The following is a 15,792-nucleotide window of genomic DNA, read 5'->3' as shown; positions in this document are numbered from 1 at the left end:
TCGGTGTCATCTAGGTACGGGTCGATCTTCAAGCGAGTCCTGCGGCGCGGTTCCGAGATCGCGGTGGGTCACCGTGGGCGAAAAACCCGCCTCGCGCAACCTTGCCGCGATCCGCTCGGCGACATGGACCGAGCGATGTCTCCCCCCGGTACAGCCGATCCCGATGGTGACATAGGATTTCCCCTCGGCCCGATAGCGCGGGAGGAGGAGCAGCAGCAAGTCCTCGATCGCCGGAACGGCGTCCGCATAGGCCGGATCGCCGGCGATATAATCCGCGACCGCCTGATCGAGCCCGGTGCCCGGGCGCAGCTCCTCCACCCAGTGTGGATTGCGCAGGAAGCGCATGTCGAAGACGAGGTCGGCGTTGCGCGGCAGCCCGCGGGCATAGCCGAACGACATTACCGACAGCACCGGCTCGCCGAGACCGCGGCCGCCGAAGTCGCGGCGGATCATCTGCTGGAGCTCGTTGGTGCCGACGTTGGTGGTGTCGATCACGCGGTTGGCCCAGCGGCGGAGTGGCGTGAGCAGCTCGCGCTCGCGGGCGATGCCGTCGCTTGCCGGGCGATCGGTCGCGAGCGGATGGCGGCGCCGCGTTTCCGAGTAGCGACGTTCGAGCTCGGCCCCTGCGCAATCGAGGAACAGCGTGCCGATCTCGTAGTCGCCGGTATCCTGCAGCCGTTTGATGTTCTGGACGATGCGCTCGCCGTCGAATCCCCGCGTCTGCGCGCCGAAGCCGACCGCGAGCGGGCGGTTGTCGTGCTCGCCGGCAGGCAGGGCGGTGGCCAATAGCCTGTCGAGCAGACGCAGCGGCAGGTTGTCGACCGTTTCCCAGCCGAGATCCTCGAGCGTGCGCAGCACGGTCGACTTACCGGCGCCGGACATGCCGGTGACGAGCAGGATGGCCTTGGGCGTATGGTTCATCGCGGATCGAGCCGTTGCTTCAGCGCCAGCTCGACCTTGATTGCCGAGGACGGTTCGAGCGAGGGCAGGGCAATCTCGCGCAGCTCGACGCCGGCGAAGCGGCGCTTGCGTTCGTCCGGCGGCATCCGCGGCGGCTCCTCCTCGATCGCGACGATCAGGCTGACCGGCACGTCCTCGACATGATCCATCTCGACGATGCCGATCCCCCGTACCTCCATCTTGCCGGCAAGATTGGCGGGAGGATGGGCGAAAAGCGTGCCCCTCCGCCGCACGAGGATCGTATAGTCATCACTCACCAGCCGCGCACCGCGGTCGATCAGGCGAAGCGCGAGGTCGGACTTGCCGGCGCCCGACTTGCCTTCGATCAGCACGGCGACGTCGCCGATCGCGACGCAGCTCGCGTGGATGGTTTCCGACGAAAGCTCGGTCATCAGACCTCGCCCGCCAGCGGCAGGCGGACGACGAAACGGGCGCCGCTCAATCGATCCTCGCGCGATTCGACCATGATCTGGCCTCCATGCCCTTCGACGATGGTCCGCGCAATCGCGAGGCCCAGTCCGGAATGCTTGCCGAACGCCTCGTCATGCGGCCGGACTGAATGGAAGCGACGGAAGATCGATTCGCGCTCGTTCTCGGGAACGCCCGGCCCTTCGTCTTCGACGCGAACCTCGAGCTCGCCGCCGTCCTTGCGCGCGGCGATGGTGATCAGGCCGCCGTCGGGGGAGAAGGACAGGGCGTTGTCGATCAGATTCTCGAACACCCGCTCCAGCCGCGAGCCCTCGCCGAGCACAAGGAGTGGCTCGGCCGAGGGCCGGTCGAAGCGGATGCGCACGCGCCGCTCGACCCCGCGCTCGCGGCGCTGGACCAGCAGGGCGTCGATCATCGTGCCGGCGTCGACCGGCTCGAACTTGGCGCGGCTGAGCTGGGCATCGAGGCGCGAGGCCTCGGAAATGTCTGTGATCAGGCGATCGAGACGGTGGACGTCGTCGCGGATCACCGCGATCAGCTGGCCCTGGAGCTCGGGATCGCGGACGTTGGCGATGCTGTCGACCGCCGAACGCAGCGACGCGAGCGGGTTCTTGAGCTCGTGGGTCACGTCGGCGGCGAAGGCTTCGGTGGCGTCGATGCGATGGCGTAGCGCCCCACTCATGTCCGACAGCGCGCGGGCGAGCAGGCCGATCTCGTCGCGGCGGGAGGGGAGGCGGGGCACCACCACCTCGCGGGCGCGCCCCAGCCGCACGCGGACCGCCGCGCGGGCAAGCCGGCGCAACGGGCGCACGATGGTGCGGGCGAGGAACAGGGAGAGCAGGATCGAGACCGCGGAGACGATCGCCAGCACGACGCTGAGGCGGAATCGCTCGACGCGGACCGTCTGCGTCACGTCGCGGGCGTTGTTGACGGTGAAGACGGTGCCGTCGCCATAGCTGGCCGCGGCGGTGATCACCGGCGTGCGATCGGGCGCACGCCAGACGCTGGCGTGGGTGATCGCAGGATCGCGTGCCGCCTGGACGTCGGGCCATTCGAGGCCGCGGTCGCCCCGCCGCTCGCGGAACAAGGGCGCGCGCTGGGCGCCGACGACGGTGTCGATCACTGCATCGAGGAATCGGGCGGCGTCCTGCTGCCATCCTTCCTTGTCGGGATCGACGAGGATGGCATTGCGCGATCCCATCTCGCGGGTGTCGGCGATGACCTTGCCCCGCGAATCATAGAGGCGGACCCGCGTGCCGGTGTCGCGCGCGAAGGTGAGCACCAGCTTGTCGCGATGCTGCGGTGGAGCGGCGGCGAGCGCGTCAGCCATCAGCCGCGCCTCGCGGCTCGCCTGGGCCAGGCGGCTGTCGAGAATGCGGCTGCGGTAGGAATCGAGGTAGAAGAACCCGCCTGCCAGCAGCGCCAGCGCGAAGATGTTGACCGCCAGGATGCGCGGCGTGAGCGAGACCCGCGCCGACCACGACAGCGCCAGGTCGCGCTCAGCTGGATTGGCAGCGGAATGGGCCTTGTCGGCCGCCATCACTCCTCGGCGAAACGATAGCCCGCGCCGTAGAGCGTCTCGATCGAGTCGAAATCGGGATCGACCTCACGGAACTTGCGGCGGACGCGTTTGATGTGGCTGTCGATGGTGCGGTCGTCGACGTAGATGTCGTCGTGATAGGCGGCATCCATCAGCTGGTTACGGGTCTTCACGATGCCGGGGCGCTGCGCCAGAGTCTCCAGGATCATGAACTCGGTGACGGTGAGGGTGACGGGCTTGCCGTCCCAAAGGACGCGGTGGCGCGCCGGGTCCATCGTCAGCCGCCCGCGTTCGATCGCCGGCGGCAGCTCTGCCTCTCCCTCGCTCCCGCCACCGCCGGCTGCCTCGGTCCGACGCAGGATCGCGCGGATGCGGGCGATGAGCAGCCGCTGGCTGAACGGCTTGGCGATATAGTCGTCCGCGCCCATCGCCAGGCCGAGCGCTTCGTCGAGCTCGTCGTCCTTGCTGGTGAGGAAGATCACCGGCACCGCGCTCTTCTCGCGTAGGCGCCGCAGCAGCTCGAGTCCGTCCATCCGCGGCATCTTGATGTCGAGCACCGCGAGATCCGGGGGATTGTCCACCAGCGCTTTCAACGCCGTTTCGCCGTCCGAATAGACGCGGGTGAGAAACCCCTCGGCCTGAAGCGCAATCGAGACCGAGGTGAGGATGTTGCGATCGTCGTCGACCAGCGCGATGGTTGCCGTCATGGCCGTCAGGGCTAGTCCAAAGTCGTGCACGTCTCAACCGGCAGCGGTTTGACCCGACGCGGCGTGCCCGATATGCGCCGAGACATAAAAGAACACAGGAAGGCGCTTTCCGCGAGAAAGCGCCGTTGAGGAGACTGAAATTGACCGAGCGCACGCCGCGTATCGGGCTCGATCGGCTTGGAATCGAGACCGGCGCCACCATCCATTGGAATCTCGTCACCGCTCCGCTCGTCGAGCACGCGCTCTGCCGTGGCGAAGGCCGGCTCGCCAAGGACGGCCCGCTGGTGGTCGCCACCGGCCGCCACACCGGGCGCTCGGCGCGGGACAAGTTCACCGTCCGCGACGCCATGACCCAGGACACGATCTGGTGGGGCAAGACCAACCAGCCGATGGACCCGGCGGCATTCGCCAATCTGAAGGCGGATTTCTTCGCGGTGCTGAAGGGCAAGGACACGTTGTTCGTCCAGGATCTCTACGGCGGTTCGCAGCCCGGGTATCGCGTCCACGTCCGCGTGATCAACGAGCTCGCCTGGCACAATCTGTTCATCCGCACGATGCTGGTGCGGCCGGAGGCGAAGGAACTCGCCAGCTTCGAGCCCGAATACACGATCATCGATCTGCCGAGCTTCCGCGCCGATCCCGCGCGGCATGGCTGCCGAAGCGAAACGGTGATTGCAGTGAGCTTCACCGAGAAGCTGATCCTGATCGGCGGCACCGCCTATGCCGGCGAGATGAAGAAGTCGGTATTCGGGCTGCTCAACTATCTGCTGCCGACCCAGGGCGTCATGCCGATGCACTGTTCGGCCAATATCGGGCCGGATGGCGATACCGCGGTGTTCTTCGGCCTGTCGGGCACCGGCAAGACCACGCTGTCGGCTGACGCCTCGCGCACGCTGATCGGCGATGACGAGCACGGCTGGTCGGACGAGGCGGTCTTCAATTTCGAAGGCGGTTGCTACGCCAAGATGATCCGCCTCTCGCCCGAGGCGGAGCCCGAAATCTACGCGACCACCAAGCGCTTCGGCACGGTGCTCGAGAATGTGGTGATGGACGCGGAGACGCGTGCGCTCGACCTCGACGACAACACGCTCGCCGAGAATAGCCGTGCCGCTTATCCGATCGACTTCATCCCCAATGCCAGCGCGAAGAACCTGGGACCGGTGCCGCGCAACATCGTGTTCCTGACCGCGGATGCCTATGGCGTGCTGCCGCCGATCGCCAAGCTGACGCCCGACCAGGCGATGTATCACTTCCTGTCGGGCTACACCGCACGCGTCGCCGGCACCGAGATCGGGGTGACCGAGCCGGAGGCAACCTTCTCGACCTGTTTCGGTGCGCCGTTCATGCCCCGGCATCCGTCAGTCTACGGCAATCTCCTCAAGGAGCGGATCGCCAAGGGCGGGGTCGATTGCTGGCTGGTCAACACCGGCTGGACCGGCGGCAAGTATGGCACTGGCCGGCGGATGCCGATCAAGGTAACGCGCGCGCTGCTGGGCGCCGCGCTGGATGGGTCGCTCAAGGACGCAGCATTCCGCCAGGACCAGAACTTCGGCTTTGCGGTGCCGGTGGCGGTGCCGGGCGTCGATCCGACGATCCTCGACCCGCGCGAGACCTGGGCGGACAAGGCCGACTACGACGCCACCGCCGCGCGGCTGGTCGAGCAGTTCGTCGAGAACTTCGCCCAGTTCGCGGACCATGTCGACGAGGGGGTGCTGCAAGCGGCGCCCCAAATCAGCCGGGCGGCCGTCGCCGCCTGACCGGCCCGGTCATCCGATCGGGCCTCCCTGCCAAGAGAGACCGAGACGATGACCGAGCTTCCCTTCCGCCCCTTCGCCGACGATGCTGCCGTCCGCCACGTTGGCGAGGGGCTGCTGGCATGTAAGTTGCCGCGTGAGGAGTGGACGCACGAGGCGCATCTTGGCGCCTGCCTGTGGCTGCTGACCGAACGTCCCGACATCGACGTCGACGCCGAGATCGCGGGGGTCATCCGCCGCTACAACGAAAGCGTCGGCGGAGTGAACGACGACAGCCAGGGCTATCACGACAGCATCACCCGCGCGTTCGTCGCGGGCGTGCGGCTGTTCTTGCGCGAGACGGGCGAGCGGGCGCTCGCCGCCAGGGTCAATGCGCTGCTGGCGAGCCCGATGGGGCGGCGCGACTGGCCGCTCCGCTTCTATTCGCGCGAGCTGCTGTTCTCGGTGCCGGCGCGACGCGGATTCGTCGCGCCGGACTTGGCGCCGCTGCCCTAGTCGAGCAGCGCGGCAGGGACTTTGCCGCCATTCGCGGCCAGTTCCTTGAGCACGCGCTTGTGCAGCCAGATGTTCATTTCGGCGCTGCCGTCGAGCGCGCCGGTGTAGCCGAGCTCCTGTGCGAGCTCCTTGCGCTCGGCAAGGCTCGAATCCATGCCGACCAGCTTCATCAGGTCGACGATCGAGCTCTGCCAGTTGAAATGGGTGCCTTTCTCGGCCTGCATCTGCGTCAGCACGGCCTCAATATCGACTGCGACTGGCTGGGGCGCGGGCTGGGGCTGCGGAGCTGCTGCGGTGGCAGCCGGTGCAGCCTGAGGCTGCGGTGCCGGCGCGGGAGCCGCTGCCTTGTGTCCCCAGATCGCATTCTTGATTGTCGAGAAAATGCCCATGAGCTTCCTCCGTTTTCCCCGCCCACGGAAAATGATGGCTGCATTTCATTTCGATTGCACGACGAATCGATGACATCCGGTGCTCGTCCGCAAAGCGTCATGATGCTATTGTAATGATCCCGGGGGTTCATGGAGTGACTGCAATGGCAATGCTTGACGGACTGCTTTCCCAAATCAGCCAGCATGTCGATGTCGCCGATCTGGCGCAGAAGGTCGGCATTCCGCAGGACGCCGCGGCCGCCGCGATTGGCGCGCTCGCGCAGGCGCATACCGATCCGGGCGATACCGTCGAGGTCGCGCAGGGCACCACCGGACTGTCGCCGGACATCCTCAACCAGATCATCGGTCATATCGGCGGCGAGGGATCACTCGCCAATTATGCCACCATCCTGACGCAGAGCGGCGTGCTCGGCTCGCTGGCCGGCGGGCTCGGCGGACTCCTGGGCCAGCAGGGCGAGGGGGAGCAGGGTGCGGCGGCGCAAGCGCAGGAGCAGGGCGGGATCGGCAACATCCTGGGCCAGCTCGGCGGACTGCTCGGCAACAAGCAGTAGGACGGAAAAGGGGCGGGACGGCGACTGCCGCTATCCCGCCTTTCCTTCGATCGCGGGAACCGGCTCGACGCGCAATGACGTGCCGTCGGCGCCGGTGATGCGCACGCGCGTGCCGGTCGGCGCATCAGGGCCCCGCGCGGGCCATTCGCCATCGGCGACTCTCACCCGTCCGCGGCCATGCTCGATCGCCTCGGTCACGATCACCGTCTCGCCGATCAACCGCGCCATGCGGTCGTTGAGCAGCGGATCGGCCGTCTCGACCGGGTATTCGCGATAGAAGCGCCGCCCGAGCAGCACCGCCACCGATGCCCAGGCGGCGAAGCCGACGAGCTGCACTGCGACCGGCATGTCAGGAAAGATGATCGCGAGCACGCCCATGATCGCCGCGGCGGCGGCGAAGAAGATCAGGAACACGCCCGGCGCGACGATCTCCGCGATGCCGAGCACCACCGCCAGGATCAGCCACCAGGCGCCGAGATGGTCGAACCAGTCCGCCATGATCAGCCCTGCCGCTCCTCGAACGGGCCCTTGCGCGAGGAGGGCGGGGTGGGGGGCCTGGCGGGAAGTTGGCCCAGCGCGTCCTTGGCGAGTTCGCCGATGCCGCCGAGCGTGCCGATCAGCTGGGTCGCCTCGACCGGGAACAAGATGGTCTTGGCATTGGGCGACGTTGCGAACTGGCTGACCGCCTCGACATATTTCTGCGCGATGAAATAGTTGAGCGACTGGCTGCTTCCCGCCTCGATCGCCTCGGACACGAGCTGGGTAGCCTTGGCCTCGGCCTCGGCAGCGCGCTCGCGGGCTTCGGCGTCGCGGAACGCGGCCTCGCGGCGGCCCTCCGCCTCGAGTATCTGCGACTGCTTCTGGCCCTCGGCGCGCAGGATTTCGGCAGCGCGTGCGCCCTCGGCGTCGAGGATGTTGGCGCGCTTCTCGCGCTCGGCCTTCATCTGCCGGCCCATCGCGTTGACGATATCGGCGGGTGGGCGGATGTCCTTGATTTCAACGCGGGTGATCTTGACGCCCCACGGCGTCGTCGCGTGATCGACCACCGAGAGCAGCCGAGCGTTGATCTCGTCGCGCTTCGACAGCGTCTCGTCGAGGTCCATCGACCCCATCACCGTGCGCAGGTTGGTGGTGGTGAGCTGGAGCAGCGCGACATAGAGGTCCGACACCTCATAAGCGGCCTTGGCGGCGTCGAGCACCTGGAAAAACACGACGCCGTCGGTCGAGATCATCGCATTGTCCTTGGTGATGATCTCCTGCCCCGGGATGTCGATCACCTGCTCCATCATGTTCACGCGGCGGCCGACGCGGTAGAAGAAGGCGGGGAAGAAGTTGAACCCCGGCGGCGCGACGCTGGTGAAGCGGCCGAAATGCTCGATCGTGTATTGATAGCCTTGCCGGACGATCTTGATGCTCGCTGCGAGGTAGAAGACGACCAGCGCCAGGATGAAGGCGGCGGCGGTGAGTTCCATGCGATCGCTCCCCCATGCCGCCGGCGACTCCCGCTGGCGGCGTCGCTCCAGCGGTAGCATAAGCGCCGGCATGAGCACATCCCGACGCCTCGCGCCGCGCACTGCGCTGTTCCTGCCCGCCTCCAATCCGCGCGCGATCGCGAAGGCGCGCGGGCTCGCCGCCGACATGGTGATCCTCGACCTCGAGGACGCGGTGAAGGCGGAGGACAAGGCGGCCGCACGCATGGCCGCCGTTACCGCGGTGGCCGAGGGTTTCGGCCCCCGTCTCACGGCTATTCGGGTGAACGGAGGCGAGACGGCCGAGCATGAGGACGATCTCGCGGCGGTGGCAGGATCGCTCGCCGATTTCGTGGTGGCGCCCAAACTGGAGACGGCGGAGGACGCCGCCCGGATCGCCGCCGCCGCAGCCAAGCCGCTGCTGGCGATGACCGAGACGCCGCTCGGCGTGCTCGCCGCCGCCGAGATCGCGGCGGTGCCTGGCGTGGCGGGGCTGATCGCCGGGGTCAACGACCTGCGCGCCGCGCTCGGCATTCCGAGCGGGCGGGCGGGGCTTGCACTGGCGCTCCAGACCATCGTCCTCGCCGCGCGGGCGAGCGCCGGCTGGGCGATCGACGGCGTGTTCAACGCGCTCGACGACCCTGAGGGGCTCGCCGCCGAATGCCGAGAGGGGAGGGCAATGGGCTTCGACGGCAAGAGCCTGATCCACCCTAACCAGATCGCGACCGCGGCCGAGGCGTTCGGTCCCACAGCCGAGGAGCTGGCCGACGCTCGTGCACTGATCGAAGCGGCCACCGGCGGAGCCGAACGCTTCCGCGACCGGATGATTGAGGCGATGCATGTCGAACAGGCGCGGGCGCTGATCGAGCGGGCGGAGCGCTGACCCACCCCTAGCGCTTCCGGGTGGCTGCGTTTACATGGGCCGCCAACCTTCGATTCGACAGGATTTGGCGCCCTATGGACATCCCCCTCGGTCTCACCTTCGACGATGTCCTGCTGCTGCCCGCCGAATCCGAGGTGCTGCCGAGCCAGGCGGACCCGCGCACCCGCGTCAGCCGCAACCTGAGCCTCAACATTCCGGTCCTGTCCTCGGCGATGGACACGGTGACCGAAGGCGCGATGGCGATCGTGATGGCGCAGCTGGGCGGTATCGGCGTGCTCCACCGCAACCTCTCGATCGATGACCAGGTCGCCGCCGTGACCGCGGTCAAGCGGTTCGAGAGCGGCATGGTGGTCAATCCGATCACGATCCGTCCCGACGCGCCGCTCAGCGAAGCGCAGGCGATCATGGAGCGCCACAGGATCAGCGGCATCCCGGTGACCGAACCCGGCGGGAAGCTGGTCGGCATCCTCACCAACCGCGACGTGCGCTTCGCCGGCGACGGGAACCAGCCGGTGCGCGAGCTGATGACGCGCGACAACCTTGCGACGGTGCGCGAGGGCGTCAGTCAGGACGAGGCGCGCCGCCTGCTCCACCAGCGCCGCATCGAAAAGCTGCTGGTGGTCGACGACGACTATCGCTGTATCGGCCTGATCACCGTCAAGGACATCGAGAAGGCGGTGCTCTATCCCGAGGCGACCAAGGACGATGCCGGCCGCCTGTGCGTCGCTGCGGCGACGACGGTCGGAGACAAGGGTTTCGAGCGCACGGAGGCGCTGATCGACGCCGAGGTCGACCTGATCGTGATCGACACAGCGCACGGCCACAACCGCGACGTCGCGCGCGCGGTCGAGCGGGTGAAGGCGCGCTCGAACCGGGTACAGGTGGTGGCAGGCAACGTCGCCACCGCCGAGGCGACGCGCGCGCTGATCGATGCCGGCGCGGACGGAGTGAAGGTCGGCATCGGCCCGGGCTCGATCTGCACGACGCGCGTGGTTGCGGGCGTGGGTGTGCCGCAGCTCACGGCGGTGATGAGCGCCGCCGAGGAAGCGGCCAAGTCGGACGTGCCGGTGATCGCCGACGGCGGCATCCGCACCTCGGGCGACATCGCCAAGGCACTGGCGGCGGGCGCGTCCAGCGTGATGATCGGATCGCTGCTCGCCGGCACCGAGGAGGCGCCGGGTGAGACCTTCCTCTATCAGGGTCGCGCCTATAAATCGTACCGCGGCATGGGTTCGGTCGGTGCGATGGCGCGCGGATCGGCCGACCGTTATTTCCAGCAGGACATCAAGGACCAGCTCAAGCTCGTGCCCGAGGGTATCGAGGGCCAGGTCCCATTCAAGGGCCCGGCGCGCGACGTCATCCATCAGCTCGTCGGCGGCGTGAAGGCGGCGATGGGCTATACCGGCTCGCACACCATTGCCGAGCTGCAACAGCGGGCGAAGTTCGTCCGCATCACCAACGCCGGCCTGCGCGAAAGCCACGTCCACGACGTCACCATCACGCGCGAGGCGCCCAATTATCCGACGCGCTGAGGCATCCGTAAGCCCCTCCCCTTCAGGGGAGGGGTTGGGGGTGGGGCAGTGCGGCAAGCCGGGTCGCCTGCGGATAAGCCCCACCCCAACCCCTCCCCTGAAGGGGAGGGGCTTTTCGGCATGACTCCCGCCGCGCGCACCCAGGCGGCGATCGAGCTGCTCGACCTCATCATCGCCGCCGCGCGCGACGCGGGGGCGGCGGCGGACGTGCTGATTGCACGCTATTTTGCCGAGCGGCGCTATGCCGGCTCGAAGGATCGGCGTGCGGTGCGGACACTCGTCTACGATGCGATCCGCCTCTGCGGCGAACGGCCGGAGAGCGGGCGGGCGGCGATGCTGCTGCTGGCTGACCGCGATCCGGAGGTGGCGGCGACGTTCGACGGCTCCAGGCACGGCTCGACGGTGATCGCGCCCGGAGAGCGGCTGGCCGAAGCCGGGATCGCGCCGGCCTGGCTGCGGACCGCGCTCGAGGCATCTGGCATCACTGAAGGGGAGCAAGCCGCGCTGGTCGGGCGGGCGCCGCTCGACGTGCGGATCAATCGCCTGCGGCCCGCTGGCGACCTTCCCGACGGTGAAGCCATTGCCGGGCTGCCCGATGGGCTCCGGCTGCCTGCGGGTACGAACATGGACGATTTCGCCGGCAGGATCGAGGTCCAGGATGCCGGTAGTCAGTTCGTCACGCTGGCCGTGAACGCCCAGCCCGGCATGACGGTGGTGGACCTTTGCGCAGGCGGCGGGGGCAAGACGCTGGCGCTCGCTTCGGCGATGGGAAACGAGGGGCGGATCGTCGCCTGCGACGTCGATCGCGCGCGCCTCTCCAAGCTGCCGCCGCGGGCGGAGCGGGCCGATGTGACCATCGCGGAAACCCGTCTGCTCGATCCCGGTCGGGAGGTCGCGATGCTAGCCGATCTCGCCGATGGCGCCGACGTGGTGCTGGTCGATGCGCCCTGCTCGGGCACTGGCACGTGGCGGCGCAATCCGGAGGCGCGCTGGCGGCTGACTCCGGCGCGGCTCGGCCGGCTCGCCGCGACGCAGACGCACGTGCTCGATATCGGTGCGGCGCTGGTGCGGCCGGGCGGCGCGCTCACGTACGTCGTCTGTTCGCTGCTCGACGCGGAAGGGGCGGGTCAGGTCGAGGCCTTCCTCGCCCGCCATCCCGGCTGGACCGCCGAGCCACCCTCGCTTCCGGCCGGCCGGCAGCACGGCGCCGGTCTCCGACTCACCCCGCACCACGATGGAACCGACGGCTTTTTTGTCGCGCGGCTGATTCGCCCGTGCTAGCCTTTCGGCAAATGCCCCTCTGGGAGTCCGTCATGCGTTACACCTCGGTTGCGGCCGCGCTCGGCCTCACCCTGCTCACTGTCTCGACTGCGCTGCATGGCCAGCGGCCCGACGATCAGATCGATCCGCGCTCGGTGGCGCTGCTCGAAAAGGGCAAGGCGGCGCGTGCGGCGGGCAACCTGCAGGGCGCGACCGACCTGATCGAGACCGCGCTCGCGGTCGATCCGCGCAACCGCCAGGGCTTCATCGTTCTCGCCGAGATCGCGCGGGCGCAGAAGCTCGACGGCAAGGCGATCCGCCTCTACCGCGAGGCGTTGCTGCTCGAGCCCAACGATGTCGCGGCGCTGCGTGGCCAGGGGGAGGCGCTGGTCGCCAGGGGCGCGGTCGAGCGAGCGAAGGAGAATCTTGCCAAGATCCGCAAGCTTTGCGCCAAGAGCGCTTGCCCGGATGCGACGACGCTGGCCGCCTCGATCGCCAAGGGCCCGCCCGTGACGGCAGCGCAGGCGACGCCGGTCAAGCCGGACGCGGTCGCGAAGAACTGACGCCCCATTCCGTCATCCCGGCTTCCGCCGGGATGACGAACGGAGTCAGCTCAGCGCACGGGCCAGTGAAACGAACTCGTCGACGCTGACCGTCTCGGCTCGCCGCGTCGGATCGATGCCGAGCCTTTCCAGCGCTTCCAACGCCCCCGGCACGCCGCGCAGGCTCTGGCGGAGCATCTTGCGCCGCTGGCCGAAGGCGGCGCCGGTGAGCGCTTCCAGCTTGCCGAGCGCAACTGCCTCCGGTGCCTCGCGTGGCACGATATGGACGACCGCCGACATCACCTTAGGTGGCGGCGTGAAGGCGGAGCGATGGACCGGCATCGCGATCCGCGCGGCCGAGCGCCACTGGGCAAGCACAGCGAGCCGGCCGTAGGCGTCGTCGCCGGCCTTGGCGACGATGCGGTCGGCGACCTCCTTCTGGAACATCAGCGTCAGGCTCTGCCACCACGGCAACCAGTCGGTGGACAGCCAATCGACCAGCAGTGCGGTGCCGACATTGTAGGGCAGGTTGGCGACGATGTGGGGCTTGCCCGCGAACAGCGCCGGCGCGTCGATCTCCAGCGCGTCGCCTTCGATCACCTCAAGCTTGCCGGGATAGGCCCCCGCCAGCTCGGCGAGTGCCGGGATGCAGCGGCGGTCGCGCTCGATCGCGGTCACGCGCGCGCCCGCGGCGAGCAGCGCGCGGGTAAGGCCGCCAGGACCGGGGCCGATCTCTAGCACCTCCTTGCTGGCAAGGTCGCCCGGCACCGCGGCGATGCGCGCGAGGAGCTGACCGTCGAACAGGAAATTCTGTCCGAGCGCCTTGCTGGCGCTGAGGCCGTAGCGCGCCACGACCTCGCGAAGGGGAGGGAGGTCGCTCAAGCCGGCTGGTGCTGGGTGGCGCGGCGGGCGGCGGCCTCGGCGGCGAGGGCGATCGCGGCGATCATCGCGCCCGGCTCGGCGACGTCCTGGCCGGCGATGCCGAACGCGGTGCCATGATCGGGCGAGGTGCGCACGATCGGCAGGCCCAGCGTCATGTTGACGCCCTCGTCGAAATGCAGCGCCTTCAGCGGGATCAGCGCCTGGTCGTGATAGCAGCAGATCGCCGCGTCATAGCCGGCGCGCGCGCGGGCATGGAACATGCTGTCGGCGGCGAACGGGCCGACCGCGTCGATCCCTTCCTCGACCAGCCGTGCGATCGCGGGCTCGATCAGCTCGATCTCCTCGCGGCCGATCGCGCCGCTTTCGCCCGCGTGCGGGTTGAAGCCGGCGAAGGCGAGGCGGGGGCGTTCGATCCCGAAATTGCGGGTGAGGCCGCGCGCGGTCGCCTGCGCCTTGGCGACGATCAGCTCGATCGAGAGATGGTTCGCCACCTCAGCGAGCGGGATGTGGGTGGTGATCGGCACAACGCGCAGCGTCGGTCCGGCGAGCATCATCACCGCATTCTGCTTGGCGATGCCGCAGCGTTCGGCGACGAATTCGGTCTGGCCGGGATGGGTGAAGCCGATGCGATAGAGCTGCGCCTTGGAGACCGGCCCCGTCACCAGTCCGCTCGCCGCGCCGGAACGGGTGAGGCCGACCGCCAGCTCCAGCGATTCGAGCGCGCATCGGGCGTCCTCGACATCTGGCTGCCCCGGCGTGATCTCGCCGGCGTCGGCGACCGAGATCACGGGAAGGGCTTCGGCGAACACCCGGGCGGCGTCGGCAGGCGAATCGATCCGCTGCAGCGGTCCCGACCACACCGCCTCGATCGCGCGCGCGTCACCGACGGCAAAGAAGGGGGGCAGCCGATGCAGCTCGCGCGCAGCCCAGGCTTTGGCGATGATCTCCGGCCCGACGCCGGCTGGATCGCCCATTGAGACGGCGAGCGGAGCGACGTGCATCGGGGGCTCCGCGTTCATCGCCGTCACCGATACTCGACGACGGCGTCGCGCCTCAGGTCGCGCAGCATGCGCTGGGCGCGCAGGTTGACGCGTTGCTCCTCGAGCTGCGCCTGGACCTGCTCGGGGTCGGGCATGGCCGCGGTTTGGGGATCGTCGCGGCCGCACAGCACCAGCGTACGCACGCCTTCCTGCGGCGAGCCGAACGGCGGCGTCGCCTGGCCGACCTGAAGCTTCAGCATGATGTCCTGGAGCTGGGGCGGAAGCTGGCGGATGGTGACCGAATCATTGTCGACCACCTCGGCACCGATGTCGGTCGCCACCTTGGAAACGTCGCCGCAGCCCCGAATCCCCTGGATGGCCGCGGCGAAGGCCGAGGTCCGCTGGGTCGCCTGCGCTTCGGTCGTGCCCGCCGGGAACTTGATCGAGAGCTGGCGGAGGTTGAGCCGTGCGTCGCGAGGATCGGGCATACCGATCTTTCGCTTGTCGACGAGATAGAGGATCGAGAATCCCCCCGGCACCTCGACCGGCCCGGCGATCTGGCCGATCTCGAGCTGAGTAGCGGCCGCTTGCAGCGAATCCGGCAGCGTCCCGAGCCGGATCCAGCCGAGATCGCCCTGCTTGGCGCGCGTCGAGGCCTCCGAGAAATTGGCCGCGAAATACTCGAACGGCGCACCCTGGCGCATCTGCTGGATCATCTTCTGCCCGTTGGCGAAGACCTCCTGCTGCCGCTCGGGCGTGGTGGAGAGGTAGATTTCCTTGAGATGATATTCCTCGACGCCCTGCGAGGCCTTGAGGCGGTCGATGATCGACTTCACCTCCTCGTCGCCGACGTTGATGAACGGCGCGACGCGGCTGCGCAGCAGGCGGTTCCAGGCAAGCTCGCCCTCGATCTGGCGTCGGAGCGATCGATCCGACGATCCGACCGACTTGAGGAAGGCCGAGAATTCGGTCGGGCTCTTCTGGAAATTGCGCGCGACGCGGGAAAAGCTCTGATCGATCTCGGCCGGCGTGACGGTGATCTCGCGCGTCTTGGCCTCCTGGATCTGGAGCGTCTCGTCGATGAGGCCGCGCAGCACCTGGAGCTTCAGCCGGTCGAGTTCCTCGGGGTTCGGCTTGTACTGGTTGAGCGCCAGGATCATCGCCACGCGCTGATCGACGTCGGTGCCGGTGATCACCGTATCATTGACGATCGCGGTCGGCTTGCGGACGTTGGGGTCCACCTTGCCGAAGATCTGGAGGTTCGACGGCAGGTCGAGCCCGGTGCTCGGCGTCTCCTGAGTGTCGTCCGGCACCGTCTGCGCCGCAAGCGCCCCCGCCACGGCGAGGGTCGCGGCGATCGCCGCCGTCTTCAGAACAATGCTCTTCACCAACTGCTGCTTTCCCGTAAGTCCCATAGGC

The 15,792-nt window shown here is 68.3% G+C and carries 17 protein-coding genes; 7 read left to right on the top strand and 10 right to left on the bottom strand.

All coding sequences use genetic code 11. From position 1 onward, the window contains the following. Nucleotides 1-6: 6 nt before the first annotated feature. The 4 genes from rapZ to AC2YHA_RS05105 are packed head-to-tail and all read right to left on the bottom strand — an operon-like array spanning nucleotide 7 to nucleotide 3,636. A complete protein-coding gene (rapZ, locus tag AC2YHA_RS05120) occupies nucleotides 7-921 on the bottom strand; it encodes an RNase adapter RapZ (RefSeq protein ID WP_233782358.1) in 915 nt (304 codons plus the stop codon). Beyond that, nucleotides 918-1,355, bottom strand: a complete 438-nt coding sequence (locus AC2YHA_RS05115; RefSeq protein ID WP_233786567.1) for an HPr kinase/phosphorylase — start codon at nucleotides 1,353-1,355, stop codon at nucleotides 918-920. Before AC2YHA_RS05115 ends, rapZ begins: the two co-directional genes overlap by 4 nt. After that, on the bottom strand, nucleotides 1,352-2,929 hold the full coding sequence (locus AC2YHA_RS05110; protein ID WP_487400617.1) for a sensor histidine kinase: 1,578 nt from the start codon (nucleotides 2,927-2,929) through the stop codon (nucleotides 1,352-1,354). Before AC2YHA_RS05110 ends, AC2YHA_RS05115 begins: the two co-directional genes overlap by 4 nt. Further along, nucleotides 2,929-3,636: a response regulator transcription factor gene (locus tag AC2YHA_RS05105; protein WP_233782360.1), complete on the bottom strand. Its 708-nt coding sequence runs from the start codon at nucleotides 3,634-3,636 to the stop codon at nucleotides 2,929-2,931. Before AC2YHA_RS05105 ends, AC2YHA_RS05110 begins: the two co-directional genes overlap by 1 nt. 140 nt (nucleotides 3,637-3,776) lie before the next feature. Between AC2YHA_RS05105 and AC2YHA_RS05100 the strand changes: the two genes are divergently transcribed. Both AC2YHA_RS05100 and AC2YHA_RS05095 read left to right on the top strand, forming a co-directional pair. Continuing rightward, complete coding sequence (locus tag AC2YHA_RS05100) at nucleotides 3,777-5,393, top strand: phosphoenolpyruvate carboxykinase (RefSeq protein ID WP_487400616.1); 1,617 nt, start codon at nucleotides 3,777-3,779, stop codon at nucleotides 5,391-5,393. Nucleotides 5,394-5,441: 48 nt separating this feature from the next. Further along, a complete protein-coding gene (locus tag AC2YHA_RS05095; RefSeq protein WP_487400615.1) occupies nucleotides 5,442-5,885 on the top strand; it encodes a hypothetical protein in 444 nt (147 codons plus the stop codon). On the opposite strand, the gene AC2YHA_RS05090 is transcribed toward AC2YHA_RS05095, so the two are convergent. Beyond that, a complete protein-coding gene (locus AC2YHA_RS05090; RefSeq protein WP_233782363.1) occupies nucleotides 5,882-6,274 on the bottom strand; it encodes a DUF3597 domain-containing protein in 393 nt (130 codons plus the stop codon). The genes AC2YHA_RS05095 and AC2YHA_RS05090 overlap by 4 nt on opposite strands. Before the next feature lie 143 nt (nucleotides 6,275-6,417). Between AC2YHA_RS05090 and AC2YHA_RS05085 the strand changes: the two genes are divergently transcribed. Beyond that, nucleotides 6,418-6,825: a hypothetical protein gene (locus AC2YHA_RS05085; protein ID WP_233782364.1), complete on the top strand. Its 408-nt coding sequence runs from the start codon at nucleotides 6,418-6,420 to the stop codon at nucleotides 6,823-6,825. A gap of 30 nt (nucleotides 6,826-6,855) precedes the next feature. Here AC2YHA_RS05085 and AC2YHA_RS05080 read toward each other — a convergent pair whose 3' ends face one another. Together AC2YHA_RS05080 and AC2YHA_RS05075 are read right to left on the bottom strand one after the other, a co-directional pair. Next, nucleotides 6,856-7,323: an NfeD family protein gene (locus AC2YHA_RS05080; RefSeq protein ID WP_233782365.1), complete on the bottom strand. Its 468-nt coding sequence runs from the start codon at nucleotides 7,321-7,323 to the stop codon at nucleotides 6,856-6,858. Nucleotides 7,324-7,325: 2 nt separating this feature from the next. Then, a complete protein-coding gene (locus tag AC2YHA_RS05075; protein ID WP_233782366.1) occupies nucleotides 7,326-8,297 on the bottom strand; it encodes an SPFH domain-containing protein in 972 nt (323 codons plus the stop codon). Nucleotides 8,298-8,367: 70 nt separating this feature from the next. On the opposite strand from AC2YHA_RS05075, the gene AC2YHA_RS05070 reads away from it, so the two are divergent. The 4 genes from AC2YHA_RS05070 (at nucleotide 8,368) to AC2YHA_RS05055 (ending at nucleotide 12,532) form a co-directional block, all read left to right on the top strand. Further along, on the top strand, nucleotides 8,368-9,177 hold the full coding sequence (locus AC2YHA_RS05070) for an HpcH/HpaI aldolase/citrate lyase family protein (RefSeq protein WP_487400614.1): 810 nt from the start codon (nucleotides 8,368-8,370) through the stop codon (nucleotides 9,175-9,177). Nucleotides 9,178-9,251: 74 nt separating this feature from the next. Further along, a complete protein-coding gene (guaB, locus tag AC2YHA_RS05065) occupies nucleotides 9,252-10,709 on the top strand; it encodes an IMP dehydrogenase (RefSeq protein WP_487400613.1) in 1,458 nt (485 codons plus the stop codon). 120 nt (nucleotides 10,710-10,829) lie between these two features. Then, complete coding sequence (locus tag AC2YHA_RS05060) at nucleotides 10,830-11,990, top strand: RsmB/NOP family class I SAM-dependent RNA methyltransferase (protein WP_487400612.1); 1,161 nt, start codon at nucleotides 10,830-10,832, stop codon at nucleotides 11,988-11,990. Nucleotides 11,991-12,022: 32 nt separating this feature from the next. Next, complete coding sequence (locus AC2YHA_RS05055) at nucleotides 12,023-12,532, top strand: tetratricopeptide repeat protein (protein ID WP_233782378.1); 510 nt, start codon at nucleotides 12,023-12,025, stop codon at nucleotides 12,530-12,532. Between the two features lie 45 nt (nucleotides 12,533-12,577). Here the strand turns inward: AC2YHA_RS05055 and rsmA are convergent, their stop codons facing one another. The 3 genes from rsmA to AC2YHA_RS05040 are packed head-to-tail and all read right to left on the bottom strand — an operon-like array spanning nucleotide 12,578 to nucleotide 15,788. Further along, on the bottom strand, nucleotides 12,578-13,393 hold the full coding sequence (gene rsmA, locus AC2YHA_RS05050) for a 16S rRNA (adenine(1518)-N(6)/adenine(1519)-N(6))-dimethyltransferase RsmA (RefSeq protein WP_487400611.1): 816 nt from the start codon (nucleotides 13,391-13,393) through the stop codon (nucleotides 12,578-12,580). Then, on the bottom strand, nucleotides 13,390-14,394 hold the full coding sequence (gene pdxA, locus AC2YHA_RS05045) for a 4-hydroxythreonine-4-phosphate dehydrogenase PdxA (RefSeq protein WP_487400610.1): 1,005 nt from the start codon (nucleotides 14,392-14,394) through the stop codon (nucleotides 13,390-13,392). The genes rsmA and pdxA overlap by 4 nt, the downstream gene beginning before the upstream one ends. A gap of 23 nt (nucleotides 14,395-14,417) precedes the next feature. Beyond that, nucleotides 14,418-15,788, bottom strand: a complete 1,371-nt coding sequence (locus tag AC2YHA_RS05040) for a peptidylprolyl isomerase (protein ID WP_487400609.1) — start codon at nucleotides 15,786-15,788, stop codon at nucleotides 14,418-14,420. Nucleotides 15,789-15,792 lie beyond the last annotated feature (4 nt).

The sequence above is a fragment of the Sphingomonas sp. SRI_018 genome (genome assembly GCF_057586275.1).
The sequence above is the reverse complement of the archived record's forward strand: the minus strand, read 5'-3'. Positions and strand labels throughout refer to the sequence as shown.

What these genes read in the sequence shown, in the direction of transcription:
- rapZ (WP_233782358.1), bottom strand. Translation starts at nt 921, where the DNA reads ATGAACCATACGCCCAAGGCCATCCTGCTCGTCACCGGCATGTCCGGC.
- AC2YHA_RS05110 (WP_487400617.1), bottom strand. Translation starts at nt 2,929, where the DNA reads ATGGCGGCCGACAAGGCCCATTCCGCTGCCAATCCAGCTGAGCGCGAC.
- AC2YHA_RS05105 (WP_233782360.1), bottom strand. Translation starts at nt 3,636, where the DNA reads ATGACGGCAACCATCGCGCTGGTCGACGACGATCGCAACATCCTCACC.
- AC2YHA_RS05095 (WP_487400615.1), top strand. Translation starts at nt 5,442, where the DNA reads ATGACCGAGCTTCCCTTCCGCCCCTTCGCCGACGATGCTGCCGTCCGC.
- AC2YHA_RS05090 (WP_233782363.1), bottom strand. Translation starts at nt 6,274, where the DNA reads ATGGGCATTTTCTCGACAATCAAGAATGCGATCTGGGGACACAAGGCA.
- AC2YHA_RS05085 (WP_233782364.1), top strand. Translation starts at nt 6,418, where the DNA reads ATGGCAATGCTTGACGGACTGCTTTCCCAAATCAGCCAGCATGTCGAT.
- AC2YHA_RS05080 (WP_233782365.1), bottom strand. Translation starts at nt 7,323, where the DNA reads ATGGCGGACTGGTTCGACCATCTCGGCGCCTGGTGGCTGATCCTGGCG.
- AC2YHA_RS05075 (WP_233782366.1), bottom strand. Translation starts at nt 8,297, where the DNA reads ATGGAACTCACCGCCGCCGCCTTCATCCTGGCGCTGGTCGTCTTCTAC.
- AC2YHA_RS05070 (WP_487400614.1), top strand. Translation starts at nt 8,368, where the DNA reads ATGAGCACATCCCGACGCCTCGCGCCGCGCACTGCGCTGTTCCTGCCC.
- guaB (WP_487400613.1), top strand. Translation starts at nt 9,252, where the DNA reads ATGGACATCCCCCTCGGTCTCACCTTCGACGATGTCCTGCTGCTGCCC.
- AC2YHA_RS05060 (WP_487400612.1), top strand. Translation starts at nt 10,830, where the DNA reads ATGACTCCCGCCGCGCGCACCCAGGCGGCGATCGAGCTGCTCGACCTC.
- AC2YHA_RS05055 (WP_233782378.1), top strand. Translation starts at nt 12,023, where the DNA reads ATGCGTTACACCTCGGTTGCGGCCGCGCTCGGCCTCACCCTGCTCACT.
- pdxA (WP_487400610.1), bottom strand. Translation starts at nt 14,394, where the DNA reads ATGCACGTCGCTCCGCTCGCCGTCTCAATGGGCGATCCAGCCGGCGTC.
- AC2YHA_RS05040 (WP_487400609.1), bottom strand. Translation starts at nt 15,788, where the DNA reads ATGGGACTTACGGGAAAGCAGCAGTTGGTGAAGAGCATTGTTCTGAAG.